The following is a 22829-nucleotide window of genomic DNA, read 5'->3' on the forward strand; positions in this document are numbered from 1 at the left end:
GGGCACTCGTTCGGGCGCGGCACCTGTGGAAAGCTACAAGGCGGATGCCGGGCTCGGCACCCGCCTTTGTAGCCTCGTCATGCACTATTTCCGGCCCTCGCCGACCCGCCCTAGTGTGTAGAAAAATTCTGCCTGCAAAAAATCTCTGTAGACAACGTCCGCGTAGAAAATTTCGAGTTCGAGCGAGAACAAAGGACCAACGATGGTTGACACTGCCCAGCGCTCCGCACCTCTGACACCGGCGACGCCCTCCCCGGTCGCCCCTAAACCCGCCCCCACCGGCACCTTCACCCCGATTCCCTCGATCAACGTCGCGGCGCTCAGCCGCCAGTTGCTCGGCAGCTGGCCGGAGATCCGGATCGAGGCCCGAAAGCTCACCGCCCGCCCCGAGCTCCAGGGCGTACCCGGCCTCTCGATGGCCGAGCACCGCCTGCGCGTGCTCGAGCAGCTGAAGATCCTCGCCGCGGAGGGCCACGTGCACCGCGCCTTCCCGGTGCACCTCGGCGGCGAAGACAACCACGGCGGCAACATCGCCGGGTTCGAAGAACTCGTCACCGCCGACCCGAGCCTGCAGATCAAGGCCGGCGTGCAGTGGGGCCTCTTCGGCTCCGCCGTGATGCACCTCGGCACCCGCACGCACCACGACGCTTACCTGCCCGGCATCATGAGCCTCGCCACCCCCGGCGTCTTCGCGATGACAGAGACCGGCCACGGCTCCGACGTCGCGAGCATCGCCACCACGGCGACCTACGACCCGGAGACCCAGGAATTCGTCGTGCACACCCCGTTCCGCGCAGCGTGGAAGGACTACCTCGGCAACGCCGCGAACGACGGCATCGCGGCCGTGCTCTTCGCCCAGCTCATCACGGGCGGCGTGAACCACGGCGTCCACGCCTTCTGGATGCCCCTCCGCGACGAGACCGGCGCATTCCTGCCGGGCGTCAGCGGCGAGGACGACGGCCTCAAGGGCGGCCTCAACGGCATCGACAACGGCAGGCTCGCCTTCGACCACGTCCGCATCCCCCGCGAGAACCTGCTCAACCGCTACGGCGACGTCGCCGAAGACGGCACGTACTCGAGCGCCATTTCGAGCCCCGGCCGCCGGTTCTTCACGATGCTCGGAACCCTCGTACAGGGCCGGGTGTCCCTCGACGGGGCCGCGACCCAGGCATCCGCCATGGCCCTCACCATCGCCGTCACCTACGGCAGCCAGCGCCGCCAGTTCACCGCCGGCGGCGAGGCCGAGCAGGTCATCCTCGACTACCAGCGCCACCAGCGCCGGCTCCTGCCGCGCATCGCGACCACCTACGCGCAGACCTTCGCCCACGACGAGTTCCTGGTCGCCTTCGACAAGGTCTTCAGCGGCGTCGCAGACACGGATGCCGACCGCCAGGACCTGGAAACCCTCGCCGCAGCCCTCAAGCCGCTCTCGAGCTGGGCAGCACTGGACACCATCCAGGAGGCCCGCGAGGCCTGCGGCGGCGCCGGCTTCCTCGCCGAGAACCGCCTCGTCGGCCTCCGCGCCGACCTCGACGTCTACGTGACCTTCGAGGGCGACAACACCGTCCTGCTCCAGCTCGTCGCCAAGCGGCTCCTCACCGACTTCAGCCGCAAGTTCGCCGACGCCGGCAGCGGGGTCCTGGCCCGCTACGTCGTGCAGCAGGCCACCGACCGTGCCCTGCACAACACCGGCCTCCGCACCCTCGGCCAGGCCGTCGCCGACTTCGGTTCGACCGCGCGATCGGTCGGCCAGCTCCGCGAGACGAACGTGCAGCGGGAGCTGCTCACCGACCGGGTCGAGACCATGATCCGCGACATCGCCGGCAAGCTCCGCCCGGCGAGCAAGCTGTCCCCGCAGCAATCCGCCGACCTGTTCAACTCGCACCAGGACGAACTCATCGAGGCGGCCCGCGCGCACGGCGAGCTCCTGCAGTGGGAGGCGTTCACCCGCGCCGTCGAGCACACGACGGATGCCGGCAACAAGCAGGTGCTGACCTGGCTGCGCGACCTGTTCGGGCTCGGACTCGTCGAGAAGCACCTCGCCTGGTACCTGATCAACGGACGCCTGTCCGCCCAGCGCGCCCAGTCGGTGACGGCCTACATCGACCGGATCATCGCCCGCCTGCGCCCCTTCGCCCAGGACCTCGTGGACTCGTTCGGGTACAGCCCCGAGCACCTGCGCGCGAAGATCGCCTCCGGAGCGGAGCAGGAACGCCAGGACGAAGCGCGCGAGTACTACACCGCGCTGCGCGCCTCCGGCAACGCCCCGGCAGACGAGAAGGCCCCGCGCAAGAAGTAGCGGCCTGCCAAAACCGGCGCGGACGCATCCGTCGAGATCGCCGCCGCGCCGGTTTCGGCAGCCCGCGCCCGCCGTTTCGGGTGCGACGTGCGCAAACCGGCGCGGCGGCGGATGCTGCGCTGCGGGCGCGCGGGAGCGCGGCCGTCGTACCGGGGTACCACGCACAACGGCCGGTAAGCATCCGTTCGGCCGATGCGCCCCGGGAGGCGCCCTGCGTATCGTGAGTGCGGGGCCGACGTCCACCGACGTCCGGCCCCGCCAACGATGCGAATGAGGAGACGGATGATTCAGGCACAGTCCCTGACCAAACGCTACGGAAGCAAGGTCGCGGTCGACGCGATCGACTTCACCATCCAGCCCGGAACCGTGACGGGCCTGCTCGGCCCGAACGGCGCGGGCAAGACCACGACCATGCGGATGATCGTCGGCCTCGACCGGCCGGACTCCGGCACGGTCCTCGTCAACGGGCAGCGCTACCAGGACCTCCGCGCCCCGCTCCGCGAGGTCGGCGTGCTGCTCGACGCCAAGGCCATCCACACCGGCCGCTCGGCGCGCAACCACCTGCTCGCGATGGCCGCGACCCACAACATCCCGACGAGCCGCGTCGACGACGTGATCGAGCTCACCGGCCTCACCTCCGTCGCCCGCAAGCGCGTCGGCGGTTTCTCCCTCGGCATGGGCCAGCGCCTCGGTATCGCCGCCGCGCTCCTCGGCGACCCGGGCATCCTGATCCTCGACGAACCCGTCAACGGGCTCGACCCCGAGGGCGTGCTGTGGGTGCGCAAGCTGATGCGGCACCTCGCCGGCGAAGGCCGCACCGTGCTGCTCTCCTCGCACCTGATGAGTGAGATGGCGCTCACCGCCGACCACATCATCATGCTCGGCCGTGGCCGGGTCATCGCCGACGCTCCCGTGTCCGAGATCATCGGCCAGGCCGGCGGAGCGACCGTCCGCGTGCGCAGCCCGCAGGCGACCAGACTCGCCACCCTGCTCGCGCAGGCCGGGGTTACCGTCGTGAACCTCGAACAGGACGTGCTCCAGATCTCGGGTATCACGGCCGCCGAGATCGGCGACCAGGCCGCAGCGGCCGGCGTCGCGCTGCACGAACTCACGAGCCTGACCGCATCCCTCGAGGACGCGTACATGTCCCTCACCAAGAACGAGGTCGAGTACCGCACCGGCGGCACCGGCGACGACGAATTCGGCGACGACGATTCCGACACGACAGACGCCGCAGCGGATGCCGCAGCGAACGACGATCCGCGCGAGACCGAACTGCAGGAGGCAGCACGATGAGCACCCCCACGACCCTGGCTGCCGGCACCCCGGAGACCCTCGCCGACATCGGCACGGAATTCGTGCCCGCGCCGACACCGACCGGTCCGCACCTCAACGCGATCGGCATCATCCGCTCGGAGTGGATCAAGCTCAGCACCGTGCGCTCGACGATCTGGTGCTTCGCCGTGCTGCTCGTCGTGTCAATGGGCCTTGCCGCGATCATGGCATTCGGGCTCGACCTCGCCGGGACCGACATCGCGACGGTTCCGGGCACCGACCAGGCCCGGTTCGTGGCGCAGGCCTCGACCTTCGGCGTGTTCTTCGGCCAGCTCATCGTCGCCGTGCTCGGCGTGCTCGTCGTTACCGGCGAGTTCACGACGGGCATGATCCGGTCCACCCTGACTGCGGTGCCGAAGCGCCTCCCGGCGCTCTGGGCGAAGGCCCTCGTGCTGTTCGTCACGACCTTCGTCGCCGGCCTCGTCAGCAACATCGCCGCCTACGCCGTCACGGTCGCGATCGCGAACGGCCAGGGCCTGCACGCGAGCCTCTTCGCCCCCGAGGTCATCTTCCCCGTGCTCGGTGGTGCGCTGTACCTGGCGCTCGTCGCGGTGTTCGCACTCGGCATCGGCACGATCGTGCGGAGCGGGGCCGGCAGCATCGCGGTCGCGCTCGGCGTGATCCTGCTCCTCCCGGTCGTGCTCCAGATGATCCCGGCCACGTGGGCGACCGACGTGCTCCCGTACCTGATCTCCTCCGCGGGAGTCAGCATGTTCGGCCTGATCCAGTTCGCCCAGGTGCCGCTCGACTGGACGGTCGACCTGATCATCGTCCTCGTCTGGGTCGTCGTGAGCCTCGGCTCCGCCGCGGTGCTGCTCAAGCGCCGCGACGCGTGACCGGCAGGGTCGAACGGAACCGGGCAGGCAGCGCGGGGCGGTGCGCCGACCGGTGACCGGCATCCGCACAGTCCGCAGCAAGTAGAGTCCCAAGCATGACCTCCACCAGTCCCAGCCCCGCCGCGACCCCCGTCGCGGACGGGGCTGGCCTGCGCTTGCCGACGCCTCCCGGGGTCGCCCGCCGGTTCTGGGCGCGGCACCCCTGGCTCGTCGATTCCCTCGTCGCGGCCGCCTACCTCGTGCCGACCGCGATCGTGCTCCTGATCGACGCGACCCGCCCGGGCGGCGGCCCCGCGCCGGTCGCCATCGCCTCGGCACTGCTCCTCACCGCCCTGATCTCCGGCGCACTGCTCTTCCGCAGACACGCGCCGCTGCTCGCCCTCGCCATCTCGTGCACCGCGCTGCTCCCGTCGTTCCCGAACCACGGCCAGGGCGACACCCTGCCCGTGATGATCGCCCTCTACGCGGTCGCGGTCTACCGCAACGTGCGCAGTGCCTGGATCGGCCTCGCCGTCGCGGTCGGCATCTCCACCCTCGGCGCCTACTTCGGTTCCGGCAACCCGTTCATCTCCTGGGTCACCGTCGCCTCGCAGGATGCGGTCCTGCTCATCGTGGCGACCGTCATCGGCGTGAGCGTGGGCGACCGGATGCGTTACGTCGCCTCGCTCGTCAGCCTCGCCGCCCAGCTCGCCCACGACCGCGACCGGCAGGCCCAGCTCGCCCGCAGCTCCGAACGCGCCCGGATCGCCCGCGAGCTGCACGACATCGTCGCCCACAGCCTGTCCGTCATGGTCGCCCTCGCCGACGGAGCCGACGCCCTCGCCGTCCGCGACCCCGAACGCTCCCGCGCCGCCATGCGCGAGGTCGCCTCCACCGGGCGCGGCTCGATGGCCGAGATGCGCAGGCTCCTCGGCGTGCTCGGTGACGACCGCGACGACGAGGAGACGGCGGATGCCGCGGCATCCGCCCCCGGGCAGCCTGCGCCAGGGCTCGGCGCCGGAAGCGCGTCGGCCACCACTCCGTCGGCCATGGCGACCACAGGTGCCGCCGCCCCACTCGCCCCGCAGCCCGGCGCCGACCAGCTCGTCGACCTCGTCGACTCCTTCCGCTCCGCCGGGCTGCCGGCCCGGCTCGAGCTGAGCGGGCGCGTGCCCGGCAGCCCGGGCGTGCAGCTCACGATCTACCGGATCGTGCAGGAATCCCTGACCAACGCCCTGCGCTACGCGGCGCAGCCGAGCGTCGTCTCGGTGCGGCTCTCCTCGACGCCCGGCCGGGTCGAGGTCATCATCGACGACGACGGCCGTTCCCGCGCGGAGCAGCCGAGCGTGGGCGGCCGACGGGGCATCATCGGTCTCGGCGAACGGGTCGCCCTCTACGACGGCACCCTCGAGGCCGGTCCGCTCCGCGGCGGCGGCTGGCGGGTGCGCGCAACGATGAGTCTCGACGAAGGGCAGGCCCCCGCATGACCGGTTCCCTCGACCCGGCTGCCACGAACCCGGCTGCCACGAACCCGGCTGCCCTCGACCCGGCGTCCGTCTCCGCCGCGGTCGATCCCGCCCCGGCCCAGACTCGGATCATGCTCGTCGACGACCAGTCCCTGCTCCGGATGGGCTTCCGGATGGTGCTCGAGGCCGAGGACGACTTCACGGTCGTCGCGGAGGCTGGCGACGGGGCTGCGGCGGTGCGGCTCGCCGCGAGCATGCAGCCCGACGTGATCCTGATGGACGTGCGGATGCCCGGCGTCGACGGGATCGAGGCGACCCGGCTGATCACCGCGGCACACCCCCAGATCCGGATCATCATCCTGACCACCTTCGACCTCGACGAGTACGCGTTCGGCGGCCTCAAGGCCGGCGCTCGCGGCTTCCTCCTCAAGGACGCCCAACCGAGCGAACTCACCGCCGCGATCCGGGCGGTCGCCTCGGGGGAGGCATCCGTTTCGCCCCGGGTCACCCGGCGGATGCTCGAGCTGTTCGGCTCCCGGCTCCCCGCCGAAGGGGAGGACGCCGCCGAGGCGGGCGAGGGCTCCGCCGCGGATGCCGCACGCATCGACGTGCTGACCGACCGGGAGCGGGAGGTCTTCTTCGCGATCGCGGAGGGCCTCTCCAACACCGAACTCGCCGAGCGGTTCTTCCTCTCCGAGTCGACAGTGAAGACGCACGTCGGCCGGATCCTGCAGAAACTCGGCCTCCGCGACCGAGTGCACATCGTCATCCTCGCCTACGAACAGGGCCTGGCCCGCCCCTGAGCGCCGTAGGCTCGGAAGATGCGCACCTTCTACCCTGAACTCGAACCCTACGAAACCGGGATGCTCGAGGTCGGTGACGGGCAGACCATCTACTGGGAGGCATCCGGTAACCCGGACGGCAAGCCGGCGGTCTACCTGCACGGCGGCCCCGGCGGCGGATCGAGTCCCCAGCAGCGGCGCGTGTTCGACCCGGCCAAGTACCGCATCATCCTCTTCGACCAGCGCGGCTGCGGGAAGAGCACCCCGCACGCGAGCGCAGCGGATGCCGACCTCAGCACGAACACGACCTGGCACCTGGTCGCCGACATCGAACGCCTGCGCGAGCACCTCGGCATCGACCGCTGGCAGGTCTGCGGCGGATCCTGGGGCAGCTCCCTCGGCCTGGCCTACGCCGAAACCCACCCGGAACGGGTGACCGAGATCATCCTGCGCGGCATCTTCACGCTGCGGCCGGTCGAACTCGACTGGTTCTACGAGGGCGGCGCCGCGGCGATCTACCCCGACCTGTGGGAGGGCTTCCTCGCGCCGGTTCCCGTCGAGGAGCGCGGCAAGCTCATCGAGGCATACGGCCGGCTGCTGCACGACCCGGACCGCTACGTGCGCGAGCGCGCCGGCGTGGCCTGGTCGACGTGGGAGTCGTCGACGATCACACTGCTGCAGCAGCCCGCGACGATCGCCCGGTTCACCGAGCCCGACTTCGCGGTCGCGTTCGCGCGTATCGAGAACCACTACTTCAGGAACCTCGGCTGGTTCGAACCCGGTCAGCTGATCCGCGACGCCGGTCGGCTGAGCGAGATCCCCGGCGTGATCGTGCAGGGCCGCTACGACATGTGCACGCCCGCCTTCACCGCCTGGGAGCTGCACAAGAACTGGCCGGAGGCCGACTTCCGTATGATCCCCGACGCCGGGCACTCCTTCGAGGAACCCGGCAACCTCGACGCGATCATCGAGGCGACCGACCGCTTCGCCGACTGACCCGCGCACGGGCGGTTCACTCGAGGGTGAGCTGCCCGTCGTGCTGACGGTAGCGTTCCCCGGTGGCCGGGCAGACCCAGAGTCCGTCGCCGACGTGTTCCAGGGTCGCGCCGCTGCGGCCGACCCAGCCCACCCGTTCGGCGGGGACCCCGACCATGAGGGCGAAGTCGGGCACGTTCGCGGTCACGATGGCGCCGGCGGCCACCATCGCCCAGCGCCCGATCGTCAGGGGCGCGAGGCACACGGCGTGCGCCCCGACGGATGCCCCGGTGCGCACCGTCACGCCGAGCGTCGAGCGTTCGCTGGCGGGCCGTGCCGACCCGTCGCCGTTGATCGCGCGCGGGTGCGGGTTGTTCGTGAACACGGCAGCCGCCCCGACGAAGACCCCGTCTTCGAGCAGCGCGGGCTCGTAGACGACGGCGTATTCCTGCACGATGCAGTTCCGGCCCACCACAACGCCCGGTCCGACGTACGCGCCGCGGCCGAGCATGCTGCCCGGTCCGATCCGGGCGTACTCGCGCACCTGCACCAGGTCGGCGATGTGTGCGCCCGCGCCGATGACCGCGCTCGGGTCCACTTCCCCGGGGGCCGTGACGTTCATCGGGCGGCTCCTCTCGGCAGGGCGGAGGGCGGTGTGATTGATCGGGGTCGGTGCGATAGTCGGCGCGGTGAGGTCGTATTCACGGCAATCCCTGTGCTCGGGTGTACAGGAGGAAGCGGACGGTACGAGGAACGGATGCGTCGTGGCCGCCGATCCCGGCGGTCACGAACGGAACGTACCCCGCAATTGCCGCGACACGCTAGTACCCCTCGGGGGGACATCCGCTCCTGTGCGAGCGTCACTGAGTGGAGAGCTTGACCGAGTAGACGGGGACGAGATTGACCGTGACCTTGCTCGTGTCGATGCCTGCGGCATCCAGCTGGGCCTTGAGGGCCGCGGTGTCGGGCACCGGGAGAGGGCCTTCGAGGCGGATGTAGACATCGGCGTCCCGGGTGCTCACCGTGTCGACCTCCCAGCCGACCGACTGCGCCCAGGTCTCCGCCACCCGATGGACGCCCTGCTCGACGATGGCGCGCGCACTGATGCCGATGCTGGAGAGTGCGAGCGGCACGCCGATCACGACGAACATGATCGTGAGCAGGGCGACGGTGCGGCCCATTCCCCTGTGCGCTTCGCCGGCCAGGGGCTCGCGGGCGAGCCGGGTCACGCCGTAGACGGACATCACGACGACGCCCGTGCCGATGATGGCCACGACGTTGGTCACGAAGAGCAGCAGCGCGCCGAGCGACTGGGCGACCGAGCCCGACTCGAGGGTGAGGCCGGCCACGGCGAGCGGCGGCACGAGCGAGATCGCGATCGCGACGCCGGGCAGGGTGTCCGAGATGTCCTTGCGCACGAGCGCGACCGAGCCGACCACGCCGGTGCCGAGGGCCGCGAGCAGGTCGATCAGGCCCGGGGTGACCCGGGCGGAGACCTGCGCGTTCGTGTCGGCGAGCACGTCGTTGACGACGAGGAACCCGACCGCGTACCCGATCGCGACCGCGGTCGCGGCGCCCGCGACGACCAGGAGCAGCGAGCGGATGAGGTTGGCCCGGTCCCCGATCACGGTCGCGAGCATGGTGCCCATGATCGGCGTCATGAGCGGGGCGACGATCATCGCGCCGATCACGGTCGCCGTGGAGTCGCCGACGATCCCGGCCGAGGCGATGACCGCGGACAGCACGAGCAGCATCCAGAACCGGCTGTAGCGGCTACGGACATCCGGGCCGTCGAAGAAGACCGACGCGCGCATGTTCGCGACGGTGTTGAAGCGGGCCTCATCGAGCATGATTCGTCCCTCGCGATCGTGGGTGCGGCGCCGTCGTGCGGGGAATGGGTAGGCGCATGCAGTGATCCTAGAGAGGAACGTGCATCCGCGGCAGGGGCAGGTGACAGCGGGCGCACCAGAGCACCTGGAGCCCGGCCGCGCCAGACGCGACGCCGTACGCTTGCGGATATGACCCGGACCCCGCTCGCATCGAATCCAGGACCCGGCCACCCCGGCGTCGACGTGCCGGACGGCCGGGGCAGAACCGGCCTGGATCGGGTCGGAACAGACCTGGACAGGAACCCTGACGTCACCGTCGACCGTGTCGAAGTCACCTCCGACGGGTGGCACGTTCTGCGTCGCACGACCTTCCGGTACCGAGGACGCAACGGGCAGCAGACCAGCCAGCAGCGTGAAACCTACGACCGCGGCAACGGCGCCACGATCCTGCTCTACGATGCGAATCGCAAGACCGTCCTGCTGACTCGCCAGTTCCGGTATCCCGCCTATGTCAACGACCATCCCGATGGCATGCTCATCGAAACCGCGGCGGGCCTGCTCGACGAGGATTCGCCCGAGGTCGCAATCCGGCGCGAGGCGAGCGAGGAGCTCGGCGTGAGGGTCGGGGAGCTGCGGCACGTGTTCGACCTCTACATGAGTCCGGGTTCGGTCACCGAGCGCCTGCACTTCTACGTCGCCGCCTACGGCCCGTCCGACCGGGTATCGCCAGGGGGCGGCCTGCCCGAGGAGGGCGAGGAGATCGAGGTCCTGGAAATCCCCTTCCAGGAGGCCCTGGCCATGGTGGCCGACGGCCGCATCGTCGACGGCAAGACCGTGCTCCTCCTGCAGTGGGCCGCCCTTAACGGCCTCTTCTGAACCGAGCGGCGAGCTTGCAGATGGAGCGACGCTACTGCAGCACGGAGGAGAACGTGCTCAGTCCGCCGGGATCTCGGCAAACTCCTTCTTGGTGGAGGTGTACCAGTCCATCGATTGCTTCGGGTGCCTCCACCGCGCTTTCATCTCGTTGTGGGCTTGCTCGTGCGCGGTGTCTCCCGCCTTTACGGCATCTTTGAGGTGCTGGTTCTGGGCCTTGATGACGTCATCGGCTGTTTCGCCACGTAACGTTTCCTGGCAGGGTCCGCCTAGCTGCTCGCAGGTCATTGTCTTCATCGATTCGAATCCTCACTGTGAATGCGCAGTCCCCTGCTGGGGTCTGCTACCTGTATGACGGTTGAGCATTGCTAAGTGTGACCGCTGACGTCCTCGATGGATATCAGGTGACGGTCAGCCGCGGCTTTTCCCCGCTTCACGCCGGACGACTGCAGCCAGTACTACCGGGTCGGCGCGGAAGTCGATTCGGGCGACAACGCCGTCGATGATCGTGAAATCAAACGCGACGCGTGCCGAACCACGGTGGAACCACGCGGCACCCGCGCGACCGTCGATGAACACGGGGAGCGCGGCTTTGGCGGCACCGTTGAACAGCGCAGCGACAGCGCTCTTCCCCTCGAGTCGGGTCGGTGTGCCCGTCGCAATGGCCGCTTCATCACCGGCGACGACCACGCCTGGTGCCAGGAGTTCCAGGAGCTGCTCAAAATCGCCCTCTCGTGCAGCGGCCAGGAACGCGTCGACGACCTTCCAGTCGGCCCTGCCGCTTCTTCCGATGTCATGCGGGCGCACTTTGCTGCGCGCCCGCGAGGCAAGCTTGCGCGCAGCCGCGGGAGTGCTTCCGAGGATCGTGGCGATCGTGGGAAAGTCAACGCTGAAGCTGTCGTGAAGCACGAAAGCCACACGCTCATTGGGCGAGAGGCGGTCGAAGACCACCTGAAGCGCCGTCCCGACAGTGTCCGCCAGCGCCACTTCGTCGGCGGGATCGGTGGTCGTGGACGGGAGCGTTGTGTCCTCGACGAGGATCGGCTTCTCGGCGCGCAGTCTGTCCAGGCAGAGCCGGGTGGTGACCGTGGTCAGCCAACCCGGCAGATTCTCGATTTCGGCGTCAGTGGTGTGAAGTCGAAGCCAGGCCTGTTGGACGATGTCCTCGGCCTCTGCGTTGTCCCGCAGGATGCGTCCGGCAAGACTCAACAGTCTGGGACGCTCCCGCTCGAAAACTACCGTCTCGTCCATGATCGCCACGCCTTCATTGGAGGTCTCATACTATGGGAGGCATGCGGGCTTCGCTCCGTGCCTCAGAAAGGTCCAACGGATTCCCGTGTCATCGATAGAGCAGATCATCGCCGGAGTCGGCGGCTGGCGTGGTGACATGCTCGCCCACGTTCGCGAGCTGATCCTCACGGCCGAGTCCGGCGTCGTCGAGGAGACCAAATGGCAGAAGGCGACCAACCCGCTCGGCGTGCCGACGTGGAGCCTTCAGGGGCTCATCTGCACGGGTGAGACCTACAAGGACAAGGTGAAACTCACCTTCGCGAAAGGCGCCGCGCTCGAGGACCCCGACGAACTCTTCAACTCCAGCCTCGACGCAAACGTGCGGCGAGCCATTGACCTCCACGAGGGCGACACCATCAACGCCACGGCCTTTCAAGCGCTCGTCCGTGCCGCGGTAGCGCTCAACGCCGCCTAGACAAGCTCAGACCGGAAAACACCGTTCGTTCGCCGGGGCGATCCTGGCCGGCCTCCTCTGACCCGCTCGGTATCAGGCGGCGATGGACCTCATTCGCCAGTTCGTTTCCCAAGTCGACCCGTCGTCGGTGGAGGGGGCGAGCTCGAAGACCGGATGCAAACGGTGAGCGGATGCTCCTCGCGGCCTACGCTCCCAGGTCGCGCAGATACGTCTGCGTCGGCCGTTTCAGAAGCGAGTGTGGGAACGGCGCGCCCCACGGCATCCACCCCTGACGTTCATAGAGCCGAACCGCCGGGTGGTTGTCGGCCAGGACGTGCAGAACGGCGCGCTCATGGCCGCGGCGAGCGAGGGCATCGGCGACCCGGGCGAGGAGCGTGCCGCCGAGCCCGAGTCCCTGTGCGTCGGGTGCGATGGCGAGCAGGCTGACGACCGCAGCGTCAGGCGGATCAGTCGGCAGGCCGCTTTGCGGCTTTGTCGCGAGTACGAACCCCACGATCCCGGTGCCGGGCTCTTCGGCTACGATCCAGCTCTCCACGTGGCCGAACTTCGGTCGGGCTCGTTCCGCCACTCCGGCGACGGCGACTCCGTCACGCGCGGCGCAGGCCCTCACCCACAGCGCGGCGCACTCCTCAATGTCCTCTGCACTGCCGTGGCGGATCATGCGGCGATGAACCTCATCCGCCAGTTCGTTTCCCACGTCGATCCGTCGTCGGTGGAGAAGGCTTGCTCCCACGTCGGGTCCTCGCGCGTCGAGTCCCAAATGAAACGCACGACGATGGGGATTCCATCGAGCGTGTCGGTCGCCAGGAAGGTCCCGATCCCGTTTTCGAAGGCCCCTGTGACGGGCGTGTCCAACGACGATGGATTGCGGCCGTCGAGCCACCATATGCTCCACTGCCCCGTCCCGGGGTTGTAGGAACGCAGGGCGACAGCACGTGAATCACCCGCGGGATACCTCAAAAGGTTGTCCTCCAGATTGCCGAAGCCTCCGAGGATCTTTGACGTTGACGAGAGCCCGTCGAACTCGTCCCATACTTCGGAGCCCGTGAACCGCTCGCGCAGCCGTTCATGTTTCACGACCCAGTCTCCAATAATGAAGTCGAAATCGTTCGGTGCGTGAGCTGAGCGGGGGAGCGGCATGACTCGTCCTTCAGTTAGGTATTGGAGCGGCAGGGTTCGACGTCTCGGCCGCAGCCGACGGCCGGCGAATCGTCGCGCTGTCAGTCGTGCATCCAGAGGCAGCCATCAGGACGACGAGCGAGCCCCCACCGACAAGGAGCGGGCGTCGAACAGTCATCTGGTTTTCCCAGACCTGTGCTTCCGCCCAACGTAGCCGATGTCAGGCCGCCCTCGCCGCCTGACCGCGTCCGTGGTCACGCCGAGTTGCCGTGCGTGGCGATGCAGCCCACCCACGCTGGAACTTGCTGCCGACGCGCACCGGCAGTTGGATGTGGGTTCGGTCTTCGGTCGAATCGTCCTCGTTCCCGAGGGTGCGGGCATCCGGCCCGCCGTGGAGTAGCTCGGCACGCCCGAAAGACTCCTGCCGGTGCGTTGGGGCATGTCGAGACTTCTGAGCGAGGGCGCAGGCCGCCGAGCCTAGTTCTTTCACAGCCGCGGACATCCGCTCGAGCGACCCGTCTTGTGGGCCAGGTCGGTCGCTACCGAACGGCTGCGTCCTTGGCCAGGTAGGTTGCGGCCCGCAGCGTCAATCGTGGCTGAGCGCGCCTGAGGCAGGTGATCGCGGCGAGGTCATTGCTCACCGGGTCAATTCCGGCCCGAGCGAGAACTGTCGTCGCCCACATGCGCGCGGCGGGTGGCGGTCCAGCTGACGGTGCAACTCCGCCGAAGATGACCTCGAGGCGGCGCCGAGGGTCTTCCTTGTCTCCGAAGACCTTCGCGAAAAATTCGCTCTGCATGGTCGTGTCCCTTCCAGGCCGATGTCTGTGGTCGTGCTTTCACGGTAGCGCGCATACATGTGCGGGGTGCGCGGCCCGCCGCGAAACACTCCGGCGCTCGGGGCCGGCACGATCTACAGTCGAGGCATGACCAGTGCACGGGAATCGGGCGAGAGTATTCGTGTCCTGTACGTCGAGGCCGACGGCCCAGCGATCTCGACCCCGGAACAGACCTCCGACCTGATCGGGAACGCCTGGATGGACCATGCTGACCTGCTCGCGATCCCGGTTGCGCGGCTGGATCCGGACTTCTTCCGGTTGTCGTCGGGGCTCGCGGGGGAGATCACCCAGAAGGCGGTGAACTATCAGGTGCGGCTTGTCGTGCTCGGAGACGTGAGCGAATGGGTTGCCCGAAGCGACTCGTTCCGCGACTTCGTCTGGGAGTCCAACCGTGGCCAGCACGTCTGGTTCGTCGCCGATCGCGCCGCCCTCGAGGCCAAACTCGCGCCGAGAATCGCCGACAGCGCCGAGTAACCCCTGTCTGGTCGGCTGGCCGTTGACCCTCGTCGGGTGTTCACGCCGAGCTGCCATGCGTGGCGATGCAGCCGACCCACACGCCGTCCCGGGCACGGGTGACGCCGACGAACAGTTCCCGCCGGTCTCGTTCGTCTCGCTCCGTCGTCGAGTCGATCTGCGATCCGGGGGAGCGGACGCCCGGAGACATGAGATGCTCGGCCACCCACGGCAGGAGAACCTGTTTGAACTCAAGGCCCTTGGCCCGCTTGATCGTGCCGACCTTCACGGCATCGGTGGGGCGGCCATCGTATGCGGTCAGTTCGATCACCGGGATGCCTGCGGCGCGCAGCAACGTGACGGCGGCTTTCACTTCGCTCGTGCGGAAGCAGAGCACGCCCACGTCGCCCCAGCCCACGTCCACGCCCGTCGTGATGCGACGGATGTGTTGCACGAGGCGGCCGTCGTGTTCGGTGCCGGTGCGTGCTTTCACGAGCACCGGTTTCTCGCCGTGCCGCGGTGAGGTCATGGCGACGACGCCGGACGTCGCACCCTCGATATCGACGTAGTCGGAGCCATCGACGATGCGGGCCGCGACGGCAAGGATTTCTGCGGTGTTGCGGTAATTGACGTCCATCACCACTCCTCGACCGGCGACAGACAGGCCGGCTTCGGCGAGGGTGTACCCGCCGGGGTAGATGGTCTGCTGGCCGTCGCCGATCAGGGTGAACGCATCCGCGCCATCGCCTGCGACTGCGGCGAGCATACGGATCATCGCACAGGACAGGTCCTGCGCCTCGTCCACGATGACCGCGGTGTACCCGAGAAGCGGTTGAGCCCGAAGGGTCGCTTCGGCAAGCAGGATGAGATCGGAGAAATCATGGACACCGCGCTCTCGAAGCAACGACTCGTATCGTTGATAGAGCGCCCAGACGGATCGCCGCTGGTCAACGGTGAGACGGCGACGACGGCCGATGCGGGCACAATCCGCATAGTCCTCGAAGGTCGTCAGACCGCGACCTTTGATGACGTGATCGAGCTCCTCCTTCCAATACGCGGACTTCGCCTCGATCGCCGTGAGCGGAGTGGATGTCTGGCGCCAGGCATCCGCGAAAGCCAGATCGGCCGCCTTGGTGTTGACCCGCACGTCGATGCCGCGCAGATCGAGTACCTTGCTGGCGAACTGGTGCACCCCGCTGAATTCGACGCGGTCGGCGACGTCCGGGGCCATGCGGGCGAGCAGATTGCCCAGGACTGCGGGCAGCGTGCGCACATAGGTGGTTACGAGCACTTGGGCGTCGGCCTGGGAACGCGCGAGGTATGCCGCGCGGTGCAGCCCCACGACGGTCTTGCCCGTGCCGGCCGCGCCGCGGATGCGGGATGGCCCGTTGAAGCTGCGGCGCACGAGCTTCGCCTGGTCGGGATGCAGGAACGTCATCCACTCCTCGATCGGAGGAGCGAGGAGCCCTTCGAGGATGGCGGCTTCGATGTCGCTCTCGTTCGGCAGATGGTCCAGGTCGGGCGCTGGTTCCGGGGCGATGATCGGCTCGGGCAGGGTGACGTCGACCGGGGCCGGCGCGCCGATCAGCGGGAAGTAGGTCAGAGCCGCGGCCAATACCCGCTCGACGGCCGACGTGGTCAGGCGCTGCCCGCGGCGCGCGATATGGCGCACGATGTCACCTTCGCCGACGATCTCAACCCCGCCGACCGATGCGTTGACTCCCTTGTGGCCGGCGAAGACGACGATCGGCCGCACTTCACCGGGAGCAAGACCGATCTCCGCCAGGGCCGCCTCTGTCTTCCAGGCGAGGTCGGCCAGGGCGTCGAATTCGTCAGTCACATCGGCCTGCCCCCGGAACACTCGACCCGCGGCGACAACCGGGTCCTTCCAGGCTTTGGTGTCCACAATGAAAAGTCCGCCCGGCCCCACCACGACCATGTCGACCTGAGCGCGACGGCTGCCGGGCCACTGGCGGTCGGGAAGGAAGTGGTATCCGGCCGCGGCCAGGGGAGCGAGGACGTGCGCGATGCGCTTTTCACTGTCGGCCGCGGCGAAGTAGTTGGCCGCCTTGGCCCGTGAGGATTCAGCGGCGAGCACGTGAGCTTCCGAAAGTGCCAGCTGGCGTGTCGCCTCGGTCCATGCCGATCCGCCTGCCGGCATCCGTCCCCCCGAACCTAGATATGTGCTGAGCCTAGCGGCCCAGACCCGCATTGCTGACCGGGCCGCTGAGCCCTTTTCGGGGCCGCACCAGGGCGTGGGTGTTGGCAGTGCTGCACCGTTCGTGACGGAGCGCCAGACGTCGCCGTGCTCACGGAAGGCGTCGATGGCGAGGCATTCCCGGAGCGCTCGTGCCAGTAGGTTGGGGCCATGTCGACTTTCGTCTGGTCACCGTCTGATCTGGAGGATGCGCCTGTCGCAGTCCTTCTTCCCGGCGTCGGTTATCCCGTGAAGGGTCCACTCCTCTACTGGTGCGGACAGATGCTGGCCCAAAGCGGATGGCACGTGCAGGCCGTCGAGTGGACCATCGACGACGACGCGCGGAGCGATCCGCAGCCCTTCGTCGAGAAGGCAGTCGCGGAGGCCTTCGATGCTGCGCCTTCATCGTCGCGGCGGCTCGTCGTCGCCAAGTCATTTGGCTGTTTTGCTCTCCCCTGGGCACGCCGCAATGGCATTCCCGGCGTCTGGCTGACGCCCGTCCTGACCGACGCTGGTGTTCGAACGGCACTCGCCGAAGCCCCGGTCACCGATATGGCCATTGGAGGCACCGCTGACGCGCTGTGGCTCCCCGCGTCGATCGCTGAGACGCGGGCGAACGTGATGTCGGTGCCGAGGGCCAACCACTCGTTGGCCATTCCTGGAGATTGGCGCGGCTCACTCACCGCCCAGTCTGCAGTATTCGACGGTATTGCGAGCCACCTCGGACTGACATAGGGGATGAACCCCCGGGGCTACCGCACCCCGCCGAGCGATGGTACCGAGATGCTTGTCCCCGGGCAGGTGTCGTCGGTAAGGTTCGAGAAGGCGTGGTGTCTATGGGGGGGCAACCAGTCAGTGGTTGGAGGCAGAACTTGAATCGTGGAACGTCGCTCGCGCTGATTGCGGTACTTGTGGTCGCACTCGTAGCATCAGTGTTCATCCAGGTGTGGGTTCTCCCCGCCGAGGCGGCGAGCGTTGGTGCCGCGTTCCCGGAGGTCTCGCTGCTCGTGGTTCCGGGCATTACGTGGGGCGTACTCGCCATCGCATGCTGGCAGGTTGCTGCCGTCTTCGGGTTGAGAGTCGTGGTGCTCGCGCGTCAGCACCGATTCGAGGTGGCGCACGGTTGGTTGCTCGCTATGGCCGGGTGTCTCGTCGCATTCCTCGTGCTCGTTGTGGCGGCCTTCATCGCGCTGAGCGTGATGGGATACACGACTCCGGGTGTGATGCTCGGGCTCATCGGCGGGGGACTTCTCGCGCTGATCGCGATTGGCGCTCTTGGCGCGCTTGCCCGCTTCCTGCGGGCGGGCGCCTCATCGCCGCAGTACTCCCACGACTGATCCTGACTCGGTTCCGCCCGGGTCACCCGGTGAGCGTCGCGGCGATCGCCCTGACCTGCGCAAGAACTGCCTGTGCGTTGGCTCGCTCAAGGGTTTCCGGGCGGGCAAGGCAGTCGATGTGCCGTCCGAGGCCCGGGTAGGCCAGCGGACGAAGGACCAGCTCCGGGTGGTCGCGCAGGTCGGTTGTGTACCGCGGCATCAAGGCGACGCATCCGCTCGCTTCGACGACGGAGGCGGCAACGGAGAACTCGTTGATCCGGTGCGGGATTCGTGCCTCGTTCCCTCCGATTCCCGCGATCAGGGCGAGAGCCTGGGTGAGCGGGAAGCCGTCGTGAACCGCGACCCAGTCCTCGTCGCGAAGATCAGCCGGTTCGATCGCGGCTTTCGACGCGAGGCCGTGATCGCGGCGGACCGCGATATCCAGCGGCTCGTACAAGAGGGGTTCCACCCGAACTGACCGTGGCCACGCGGAACTTCCGGCCAGACGATGGGCGAGCACAAGATCATGATCGGTGGTGAGCAGGGGGAAGTCCTCCTGGGCTACATCGAAGTCGCTCAGCAGAACGCCGGGCAGCTCAGGCCTCCGGCAGGCGGCGATCAACGGTCCGAAGACGGCCAGGCCCACGCTGTGGAAAGCGGTCACGGAAACGGTGCCCAGATGATCGCCCTGGAACCGTGCCACCGCCTGCGCGGCGCGTTCGAGCGCTACCTCGACATCGATCGCCGCCAACGCAAGGGCGCGCCCGGCATCCGTGAGTGCCGTCCTTCTGCCGTCCCGGAAGGTCAGGGGAGCGGGCGACTGACGCTGCAGGGCACTGATCTGCTGCGAAACCGACGACGGCGTGACGTGCAGCGCAGCCGCGACGGCGGCGATGCTGCCCCGGTCGCCCAGTTCCCTCAACGCTCGAAGCTGACCCAGTTCCATAAGTTGAAACTAACGCATGGGACACCAAAGTGCTGTCTTGTATTACGCGACGGCAGGCTGGACGATGGAGGAATGCCCGCCCTCCTCAGCCGATTCCGCGTCGACCTGCTCCTGCTTCTCGTCGCCGCCGCGTGGGGATCGACCTACCTCGTCGCCAAGGAACTGGTTACGCCCCAATCCGTCGTCGCCCTGCTCGCAACACGGATGCTGCTCGCTGCGGTCATCATGGCGGCCCTCGTCGCCGCGGGGCGGCACCGGATCACGGCAGCGGAGTTGCGCTCCGGGATGCTGCTCGGGAGTGTGCTGGCTGCCGTGTTCGCTTTCGAAACCTTCGGGATCGCCCACACCTCGGCCACGAACGCCGGACTCATCATCAGCCTCACGATCGTGTTCACCCCGATTCTGGATACCGCCGTATCCGGTCGACGTTTGCCCGGCAGGTTCTTCCTGGCCGCGCTCATCGCCATCGGTGGAGTCGCCCTGCTCGCCAGTGGCGGTGTCTTCCAGGCGCCGAGCCTCGGCGACCTGCTCGTGTTTGCCGCGGCCATCATCCGTGCCGTTCACGTCACGTCGATGTCCAAGCTCACGGGCAACACGCCGATGAACTCGCTCCACCTCACCACGGTGCAGCTGTCGACCTGCGCGGTCCTCTTCTCGGCGGCGTCACTGTTCTACGGCGACTCGATCCCGCACTTTCTGGCCCGTCTCGACCCCGGGAGCACGGCCCTGTTCCTCTATCTCGTCATCGCGTGCACCGTCTTCGCGTTCCTGATCCAAACCTGGGCGGTCCGCCGCACCTCGCCCTCGAGAGTGAGCCTCCTCCTCGGAACCGAGCCGGTCTGGGCGGCGATCGTTGGGATTGCCGTCGCTCATGACCCTGTGGCGCTCGCCGGATACCTCGGCATCGCCCTGATTCTCGCGGGCACGGCGTGGGGCCGGTCCATCGAGCAACGGCACCGCCTCGCCCCTGCAGTCGGTATGGCTCCCCACGCGACGCCGGCAGCGGCTGTCCGGAGCTGAAGTCGTGAATGGCGAAAGTGGCGCGGTATTAGCGTCGACTGCGTGTCACGTAGCTATTGGCCGCCGCCCAAGTCCCGAACAGGACGAAGAACTGTACGAGCGCGATGTACTCCGCTCCCAGGGCATCCGTGACGAGCGTGAGGAAGACCGTGACTACCGACATCACCAGTGCGACGATCCCCACAATCCCGAAGGCATTCATGGCCAGGCTTCGATCCCGCTCATCGATGTACTTCATCGAATTGAGCCGGTCGACGTCCGAGGCTTCCCCGGGTCGCCGATAAATGCGAACGATGTTCCAGGCCGCACTTCCCGCCACGGCGAGAATGACGATGAGGAAGGCCGGGTTTCCCGTCAGCCCGATGATCACTGACGCGACCACGATAGTGACGACCACCACACCAATGTTGAGAGCGAGCGAGCGGTCAATCTTCGACATAGAAAATCTCCTCCACAGGGCGGTTGAAATGGCGGGCAATCCGAACGGCGAGCGTCAGAGACGGGTCATACCGACTGGTCTCGATCGCGTTGATCGTTTGACGCGAAACCATGAGGATGCCGGCGAGTGCAGCCTGCGAAAGCCCCGCTTCGATTCGCAGTTCCTTCAGTGCGCTTCTCATGTGACAAGCGTACTTGTCACACCAGGTCTATGACAAGCCTGCTTGTCATATCGGATGTCCAGGTCAAGAACGGATTTGGAACAACCACTGGCGCCCAAAGTTGTGATGGTAGCCATTCACCGACCAAGGCGGTTAGGGAATCATGGGCCAGGTCGAGTCCGGCATCGGGCGAAGGCTTTTCAAGAACTCGGCCGATAGTGGCTGCTTGTGTTCGTCCGCTGCTGGTGCGAATCCCCGAACAGACCAGACGACTTCGCCGCAGTTTCGGATTGTGATGTCAACGAGAGGCCCCGAGAGGGGCCACAGGGTCCATTCCATCTGGGCATCCGTGCCCGTGCCGCCCGATGTCTTGCGCATGATGGATAGCTGGGCTCCGCCGGTATTGACGGCCTGAACCGACCACTCTGGCATCAGCACGCTTGCTGCCTGTTCTTCGAACCGTCCATCACGCAGTGCTACCTCGAAGGTTTCCTGGGCGCGATTGAACTCGTCATCCGCAACAAGCCAGACCTCGACGAAGAGTTGCCCCCCGACGGTCGAGACGATGATCCTTTCCGCTGCGCTCATACCGGTAGTGTCGCACCGTCAGACGCGGTCCGGATCTCCACGAATGTTCTCCGCACTGGAGAGTTCGGCGACCTCGTGCGGTTCCTGGGCGCGCAAATTCTGACTTGTCCCACCCTTCGCGAGGACTCGACTCGGGTGCGCTGCCGATCCCGGATTGGGTTCGGGCGAGAACCGAGGCACAGGCGAGGCCATCTCAGTCGGTGGCAGCCGGGCGGGACCTGGGTCGGTGCGGGATTGGGAGGGCGTCTTCCAGGTCTGGCGGAGATTCAATGAGTTCCAGGGCGTCCTCGCGAGTGACGTTGGTCGGAAAGTTGTACCGTGCGAATCTGCCCTCGGGGTCGTGAACGGATACCGGTATCGCGATATGTGACTGCCGAATCACATCCAGCGCAAGCTCGGCGAGCTCGCGGTTGAGCGTGCGTCGCCGAGCATCTCTGATGAGAACTACGGCGCGCAGCCCGGTGTCCGATCGCAGCAGCAGATTGATCGCCCGATGTTTCTTCGAGGCGCTGACGAGCAATTGCGCCGATGTGATGTCCGAATAGTGAGCGCGACGCCGTCGGGCGCGGATCGTTGACGTTGACGGGTTGATCCGCGCAAAGGGATATGCGAGTCGGGCGACCCACAATGGCAGGGCGAGCATCAATGCGGCCGAACCAGCCATTATCGCGATTAACCAGATGAGAGCCAGACCGTCTCGGACAAAAAGAAGACTCAGGTTGATGCCGTCGACCATTAAGACCATGAGAAGCAGCGGAGTCACGACGAAGACCGGTAGCCAACTCTTCGGTCCCCGCAGGGAGACCCATCGTTCGTGACCGGATTCGCGTCCCATGCCGAGATAGTGCCACGATCTGCGTGATCGCACTCGATGCCGAGAGTTGCCGTGTTCGCCCACTGGCCAAGGTGTGCCGACTCTTCTCTGCGAGCGGATGCGGTGGCGCGGCTACACGAATCTTGGTCCGTTCAACCGGTGACTTCACGAAGCAACGGTGCTAGATGTTTACTAATTAGTAAAAGGTGGTGGGGTCATGAGCGCAGGAATCCTAGCTCGTTCTGCCCGTGCGGCGAGCGGTCTGAGTCAGAGTGAGCTGGCCGTTCGATCCGGGATCGCCGGCTCCTCGCTGTCGCTGATCGAGAACGGCAAGCGTGAGCCCACAGTTGCGACGCTCGAGGCGCTCCTCCTCGCGACGCGGCACACCGTCGTCACGCTTCCGACGGTGCGCAGTGACGCCGCCCGGATCGCCTCGGATATCAGTGCCGCGCTGGCCGATTCCGACGAGCCCGAGGCGTTCCGCCGCTTCCTGCAGCTCGCCGACAACCTGGCTGCCGAGAGAGGCTCGACACGAGTCGGCCTGACCCTGACCGAGCCGCTCCCGACCGGCTCCGAGCATTGGGACACCGCCATCGCCGCGCTGTGCGAGTACCGACTGAACGCGGATGCGCTGCCGGTCCCGGACTGGATCCTTGCCAAGGAGGGGAACCCTGACAGCCCGTGGTCACCCCGGACCAGCGACTACGACATCCCCGCAGAGGTGAACCGGGTGCCTCGCGAGTTCCGTGACCGCGGCATCCTGATTGAGGCTGCCACGCTGGAGAGCGTCTGATGCCTGGTGACCAACTCGACCGCGACGGAGAACCGGCTTCTGGAGTCCGGCGCGATGCGGGAGTCTCGA

General features: G+C 67.4%; 26 protein-coding genes. 13 read left to right on the plus strand and 13 right to left on the minus strand.

The window, feature by feature from the left end; genetic code table 11:
• The first annotated feature begins 202 nt into the window (after positions 1-202).
• From MQH31_RS09350 to pip, 6 genes are all read left to right on the plus strand, one after another.
• A complete protein-coding gene (locus MQH31_RS09350) occupies positions 203-2299 on the plus strand; it encodes an acyl-CoA dehydrogenase family protein (RefSeq protein WP_243011811.1) in 2097 nt (698 codons plus the stop codon).
• Between the two features lie 282 nt (positions 2300-2581).
• Positions 2582-3595 (plus strand): ABC transporter ATP-binding protein, encoded by a 1014-nt coding sequence (locus MQH31_RS09355; protein WP_134535052.1) that lies wholly within the window; start codon positions 2582-2584, stop codon positions 3593-3595.
• Positions 3592-4470, plus strand: coding sequence for an ABC-2 transporter permease family protein (locus MQH31_RS09360; protein WP_243011812.1), 879 nt, complete (start codon positions 3592-3594; stop codon positions 4468-4470). The genes MQH31_RS09355 and MQH31_RS09360 overlap by 4 nt, the downstream gene beginning before the upstream one ends.
• 95 nt (positions 4471-4565) lie before the next feature.
• On the plus strand, positions 4566-5936 hold the full coding sequence (locus MQH31_RS09365) for a sensor histidine kinase (RefSeq protein WP_243011813.1): 1371 nt from the start codon (positions 4566-4568) through the stop codon (positions 5934-5936).
• A gap of 110 nt (positions 5937-6046) precedes the next feature.
• A complete protein-coding gene (locus MQH31_RS09370; RefSeq protein WP_243012164.1) occupies positions 6047-6718 on the plus strand; it encodes a response regulator in 672 nt (223 codons plus the stop codon).
• Positions 6719-6736: 18 nt separating this feature from the next.
• Positions 6737-7693, plus strand: coding sequence for a prolyl aminopeptidase (pip, locus tag MQH31_RS09375; RefSeq protein ID WP_243011814.1), 957 nt, complete (start codon positions 6737-6739; stop codon positions 7691-7693).
• Between the two features lie 16 nt (positions 7694-7709).
• Here the strand turns inward: pip and MQH31_RS09380 are convergent, their stop codons facing one another.
• Both MQH31_RS09380 and MQH31_RS09385 read right to left on the minus strand, forming a co-directional pair.
• Positions 7710-8294, minus strand: coding sequence for an acyltransferase (locus MQH31_RS09380; protein WP_134535047.1), 585 nt, complete (start codon positions 8292-8294; stop codon positions 7710-7712).
• 238 nt (positions 8295-8532) lie between these two features.
• Complete coding sequence (locus MQH31_RS09385) at positions 8533-9522, minus strand: DUF389 domain-containing protein (protein WP_243011815.1); 990 nt, start codon at positions 9520-9522, stop codon at positions 8533-8535.
• 168 nt (positions 9523-9690) lie between these two features.
• Here MQH31_RS09385 and MQH31_RS09390 point away from each other — a divergent pair, with 168 nt between their 5' ends.
• A complete protein-coding gene (locus MQH31_RS09390) occupies positions 9691-10377 on the plus strand; it encodes an NUDIX domain-containing protein (RefSeq protein WP_243011816.1) in 687 nt (228 codons plus the stop codon).
• Positions 10378-10434: 57 nt separating this feature from the next.
• Here the strand turns inward: MQH31_RS09390 and MQH31_RS09395 are convergent, their stop codons facing one another.
• On the minus strand, positions 10435-10671 hold the full coding sequence (locus MQH31_RS09395) for a hypothetical protein (RefSeq protein WP_243011817.1): 237 nt from the start codon (positions 10669-10671) through the stop codon (positions 10435-10437).
• Positions 10672-10785: 114 nt separating this feature from the next.
• Entirely contained in the window at positions 10786-11625 is an 840-nt protein-coding gene (locus MQH31_RS09400; RefSeq protein WP_243011818.1) for a sigma-70 family RNA polymerase sigma factor, read from the minus strand.
• An 85-nt stretch (positions 11626-11710) separates the two neighbouring features.
• Here MQH31_RS09400 and MQH31_RS09405 point away from each other — a divergent pair, with 85 nt between their 5' ends.
• Positions 11711-12079 carry a DUF1801 domain-containing protein gene (locus MQH31_RS09405; RefSeq protein ID WP_243011819.1) on the plus strand — a complete coding sequence of 123 codons (369 nt, stop codon included), beginning with the start codon at positions 11711-11713 and terminating at the stop codon, positions 12077-12079.
• A gap of 184 nt (positions 12080-12263) precedes the next feature.
• Here the strand turns inward: MQH31_RS09405 and MQH31_RS09410 are convergent, their stop codons facing one another.
• The 3 genes from MQH31_RS09410 to MQH31_RS09420 form a co-directional block, all read right to left on the minus strand.
• A complete protein-coding gene (locus MQH31_RS09410; RefSeq protein ID WP_243011820.1) occupies positions 12264-12740 on the minus strand; it encodes a GNAT family N-acetyltransferase in 477 nt (158 codons plus the stop codon).
• Entirely contained in the window at positions 12737-13219 is a 483-nt protein-coding gene (locus MQH31_RS09415) for a hypothetical protein (protein ID WP_243011821.1), read from the minus strand. The genes MQH31_RS09410 and MQH31_RS09415 overlap by 4 nt, the downstream gene beginning before the upstream one ends.
• Before the next feature lie 518 nt (positions 13220-13737).
• Entirely contained in the window at positions 13738-13995 is a 258-nt protein-coding gene (locus MQH31_RS09420; RefSeq protein ID WP_134535039.1) for a hypothetical protein, read from the minus strand.
• Between the two features lie 126 nt (positions 13996-14121).
• Here MQH31_RS09420 and MQH31_RS09425 point away from each other — a divergent pair, with 126 nt between their 5' ends.
• A complete protein-coding gene (locus MQH31_RS09425; RefSeq protein ID WP_243011822.1) occupies positions 14122-14508 on the plus strand; it encodes a DUF4180 domain-containing protein in 387 nt (128 codons plus the stop codon).
• A gap of 40 nt (positions 14509-14548) precedes the next feature.
• Here MQH31_RS09425 and MQH31_RS09430 read toward each other — a convergent pair whose 3' ends face one another.
• Positions 14549-16585, minus strand: coding sequence for a nuclease-related domain-containing DEAD/DEAH box helicase (locus MQH31_RS09430; protein WP_243011823.1), 2037 nt, complete (start codon positions 16583-16585; stop codon positions 14549-14551).
• Positions 16586-16855: 270 nt separating this feature from the next.
• Here MQH31_RS09430 and MQH31_RS09435 point away from each other — a divergent pair, with 270 nt between their 5' ends.
• The gene (locus tag MQH31_RS09435; RefSeq protein WP_243011824.1) at positions 16856-17419 is read left to right on the plus strand and encodes a hypothetical protein; all 564 of its coding nucleotides are present in this window, start codon (positions 16856-16858) and stop codon (positions 17417-17419) included.
• Positions 17420-17556: 137 nt separating this feature from the next.
• Complete coding sequence (locus MQH31_RS09440) at positions 17557-18021, plus strand: DUF2975 domain-containing protein (RefSeq protein WP_134535035.1); 465 nt, start codon at positions 17557-17559, stop codon at positions 18019-18021.
• A 22-nt stretch (positions 18022-18043) separates the two neighbouring features.
• Here MQH31_RS09440 and MQH31_RS09445 read toward each other — a convergent pair whose 3' ends face one another.
• Positions 18044-18946, minus strand: coding sequence for a LysR family transcriptional regulator (locus tag MQH31_RS09445; protein ID WP_243011825.1), 903 nt, complete (start codon positions 18944-18946; stop codon positions 18044-18046).
• 72 nt (positions 18947-19018) lie between these two features.
• Here MQH31_RS09445 and MQH31_RS09450 point away from each other — a divergent pair, with 72 nt between their 5' ends.
• Positions 19019-19966 (plus strand): DMT family transporter, encoded by a 948-nt coding sequence (locus MQH31_RS09450; RefSeq protein WP_243011826.1) that lies wholly within the window; start codon positions 19019-19021, stop codon positions 19964-19966.
• A gap of 28 nt (positions 19967-19994) precedes the next feature.
• On the opposite strand, the gene MQH31_RS09455 is transcribed toward MQH31_RS09450, so the two are convergent.
• From MQH31_RS09455 to MQH31_RS09470, 4 genes are all read right to left on the minus strand, one after another.
• Positions 19995-20405, minus strand: coding sequence for a hypothetical protein (locus MQH31_RS09455; protein ID WP_134535031.1), 411 nt, complete (start codon positions 20403-20405; stop codon positions 19995-19997).
• A complete protein-coding gene (locus MQH31_RS09460) occupies positions 20392-20586 on the minus strand; it encodes a helix-turn-helix transcriptional regulator (protein WP_134535030.1) in 195 nt (64 codons plus the stop codon). The genes MQH31_RS09455 and MQH31_RS09460 overlap by 14 nt, the downstream gene beginning before the upstream one ends.
• A gap of 132 nt (positions 20587-20718) precedes the next feature.
• A complete protein-coding gene (locus MQH31_RS09465) occupies positions 20719-21153 on the minus strand; it encodes a hypothetical protein (RefSeq protein ID WP_243011827.1) in 435 nt (144 codons plus the stop codon).
• A gap of 193 nt (positions 21154-21346) precedes the next feature.
• Entirely contained in the window at positions 21347-21988 is a 642-nt protein-coding gene (locus MQH31_RS09470; protein WP_243011828.1) for a hypothetical protein, read from the minus strand.
• 196 nt (positions 21989-22184) lie between these two features.
• Here MQH31_RS09470 and MQH31_RS09475 point away from each other — a divergent pair, with 196 nt between their 5' ends.
• On the plus strand, positions 22185-22760 hold the full coding sequence (locus MQH31_RS09475; RefSeq protein WP_243011829.1) for a helix-turn-helix domain-containing protein: 576 nt from the start codon (positions 22185-22187) through the stop codon (positions 22758-22760).
• Positions 22761-22829 lie beyond the last annotated feature (69 nt).

Origin of the sequence: Cryobacterium zhongshanensis, assembly GCF_022760445.1 — a bacterium.
Classification (GTDB): Bacteria; Actinomycetota; Actinomycetes; order Actinomycetales; family Microbacteriaceae; genus Cryobacterium; species Cryobacterium algoricola.

Bases quoted from the DNA above. Each gene is read 5' to 3' on its own strand.
- MQH31_RS09350 (WP_243011811.1), top strand. From the start codon at position 203: ATGGTTGACACTGCCCAGCGCTCCGCACCTCTGACACCGGCGACGCCC.
- MQH31_RS09355 (WP_134535052.1), top strand. From the start codon at position 2,582: ATGATTCAGGCACAGTCCCTGACCAAACGCTACGGAAGCAAGGTCGCG.
- MQH31_RS09360 (WP_243011812.1), top strand. From the start codon at position 3,592: ATGAGCACCCCCACGACCCTGGCTGCCGGCACCCCGGAGACCCTCGCC.
- MQH31_RS09365 (WP_243011813.1), top strand. From the start codon at position 4,566: ATGACCTCCACCAGTCCCAGCCCCGCCGCGACCCCCGTCGCGGACGGG.
- MQH31_RS09370 (WP_243012164.1), top strand. From the start codon at position 6,047: ATGCTCGTCGACGACCAGTCCCTGCTCCGGATGGGCTTCCGGATGGTG.
- pip (WP_243011814.1), top strand. From the start codon at position 6,737: ATGCGCACCTTCTACCCTGAACTCGAACCCTACGAAACCGGGATGCTC.
- MQH31_RS09380 (WP_134535047.1), bottom strand. From the start codon at position 8,294: ATGAACGTCACGGCCCCCGGGGAAGTGGACCCGAGCGCGGTCATCGGC.
- MQH31_RS09385 (WP_243011815.1), bottom strand. From the start codon at position 9,522: ATGCTCGATGAGGCCCGCTTCAACACCGTCGCGAACATGCGCGCGTCG.
- MQH31_RS09390 (WP_243011816.1), top strand. From the start codon at position 9,691: ATGACCCGGACCCCGCTCGCATCGAATCCAGGACCCGGCCACCCCGGC.
- MQH31_RS09395 (WP_243011817.1), bottom strand. From the start codon at position 10,671: ATGAAGACAATGACCTGCGAGCAGCTAGGCGGACCCTGCCAGGAAACG.
- MQH31_RS09400 (WP_243011818.1), bottom strand. From the start codon at position 11,625: ATGGACGAGACGGTAGTTTTCGAGCGGGAGCGTCCCAGACTGTTGAGT.
- MQH31_RS09410 (WP_243011820.1), bottom strand. From the start codon at position 12,740: ATGATCCGCCACGGCAGTGCAGAGGACATTGAGGAGTGCGCCGCGCTG.
- MQH31_RS09415 (WP_243011821.1), bottom strand. From the start codon at position 13,219: ATGCCGCTCCCCCGCTCAGCTCACGCACCGAACGATTTCGACTTCATT.
- MQH31_RS09420 (WP_134535039.1), bottom strand. From the start codon at position 13,995: ATGCAGAGCGAATTTTTCGCGAAGGTCTTCGGAGACAAGGAAGACCCT.
- MQH31_RS09425 (WP_243011822.1), top strand. From the start codon at position 14,122: ATGACCAGTGCACGGGAATCGGGCGAGAGTATTCGTGTCCTGTACGTC.
- MQH31_RS09435 (WP_243011824.1), top strand. From the start codon at position 16,856: ATGTCGACTTTCGTCTGGTCACCGTCTGATCTGGAGGATGCGCCTGTC.
- MQH31_RS09445 (WP_243011825.1), bottom strand. From the start codon at position 18,946: ATGGAACTGGGTCAGCTTCGAGCGTTGAGGGAACTGGGCGACCGGGGC.
- MQH31_RS09450 (WP_243011826.1), top strand. From the start codon at position 19,019: ATGCCCGCCCTCCTCAGCCGATTCCGCGTCGACCTGCTCCTGCTTCTC.
- MQH31_RS09455 (WP_134535031.1), bottom strand. From the start codon at position 20,405: ATGTCGAAGATTGACCGCTCGCTCGCTCTCAACATTGGTGTGGTGGTC.
- MQH31_RS09460 (WP_134535030.1), bottom strand. From the start codon at position 20,586: ATGAGAAGCGCACTGAAGGAACTGCGAATCGAAGCGGGGCTTTCGCAG.
- MQH31_RS09465 (WP_243011827.1), bottom strand. From the start codon at position 21,153: ATGAGCGCAGCGGAAAGGATCATCGTCTCGACCGTCGGGGGGCAACTC.
- MQH31_RS09470 (WP_243011828.1), bottom strand. From the start codon at position 21,988: ATGGGACGCGAATCCGGTCACGAACGATGGGTCTCCCTGCGGGGACCG.
- MQH31_RS09475 (WP_243011829.1), top strand. From the start codon at position 22,185: ATGAGCGCAGGAATCCTAGCTCGTTCTGCCCGTGCGGCGAGCGGTCTG.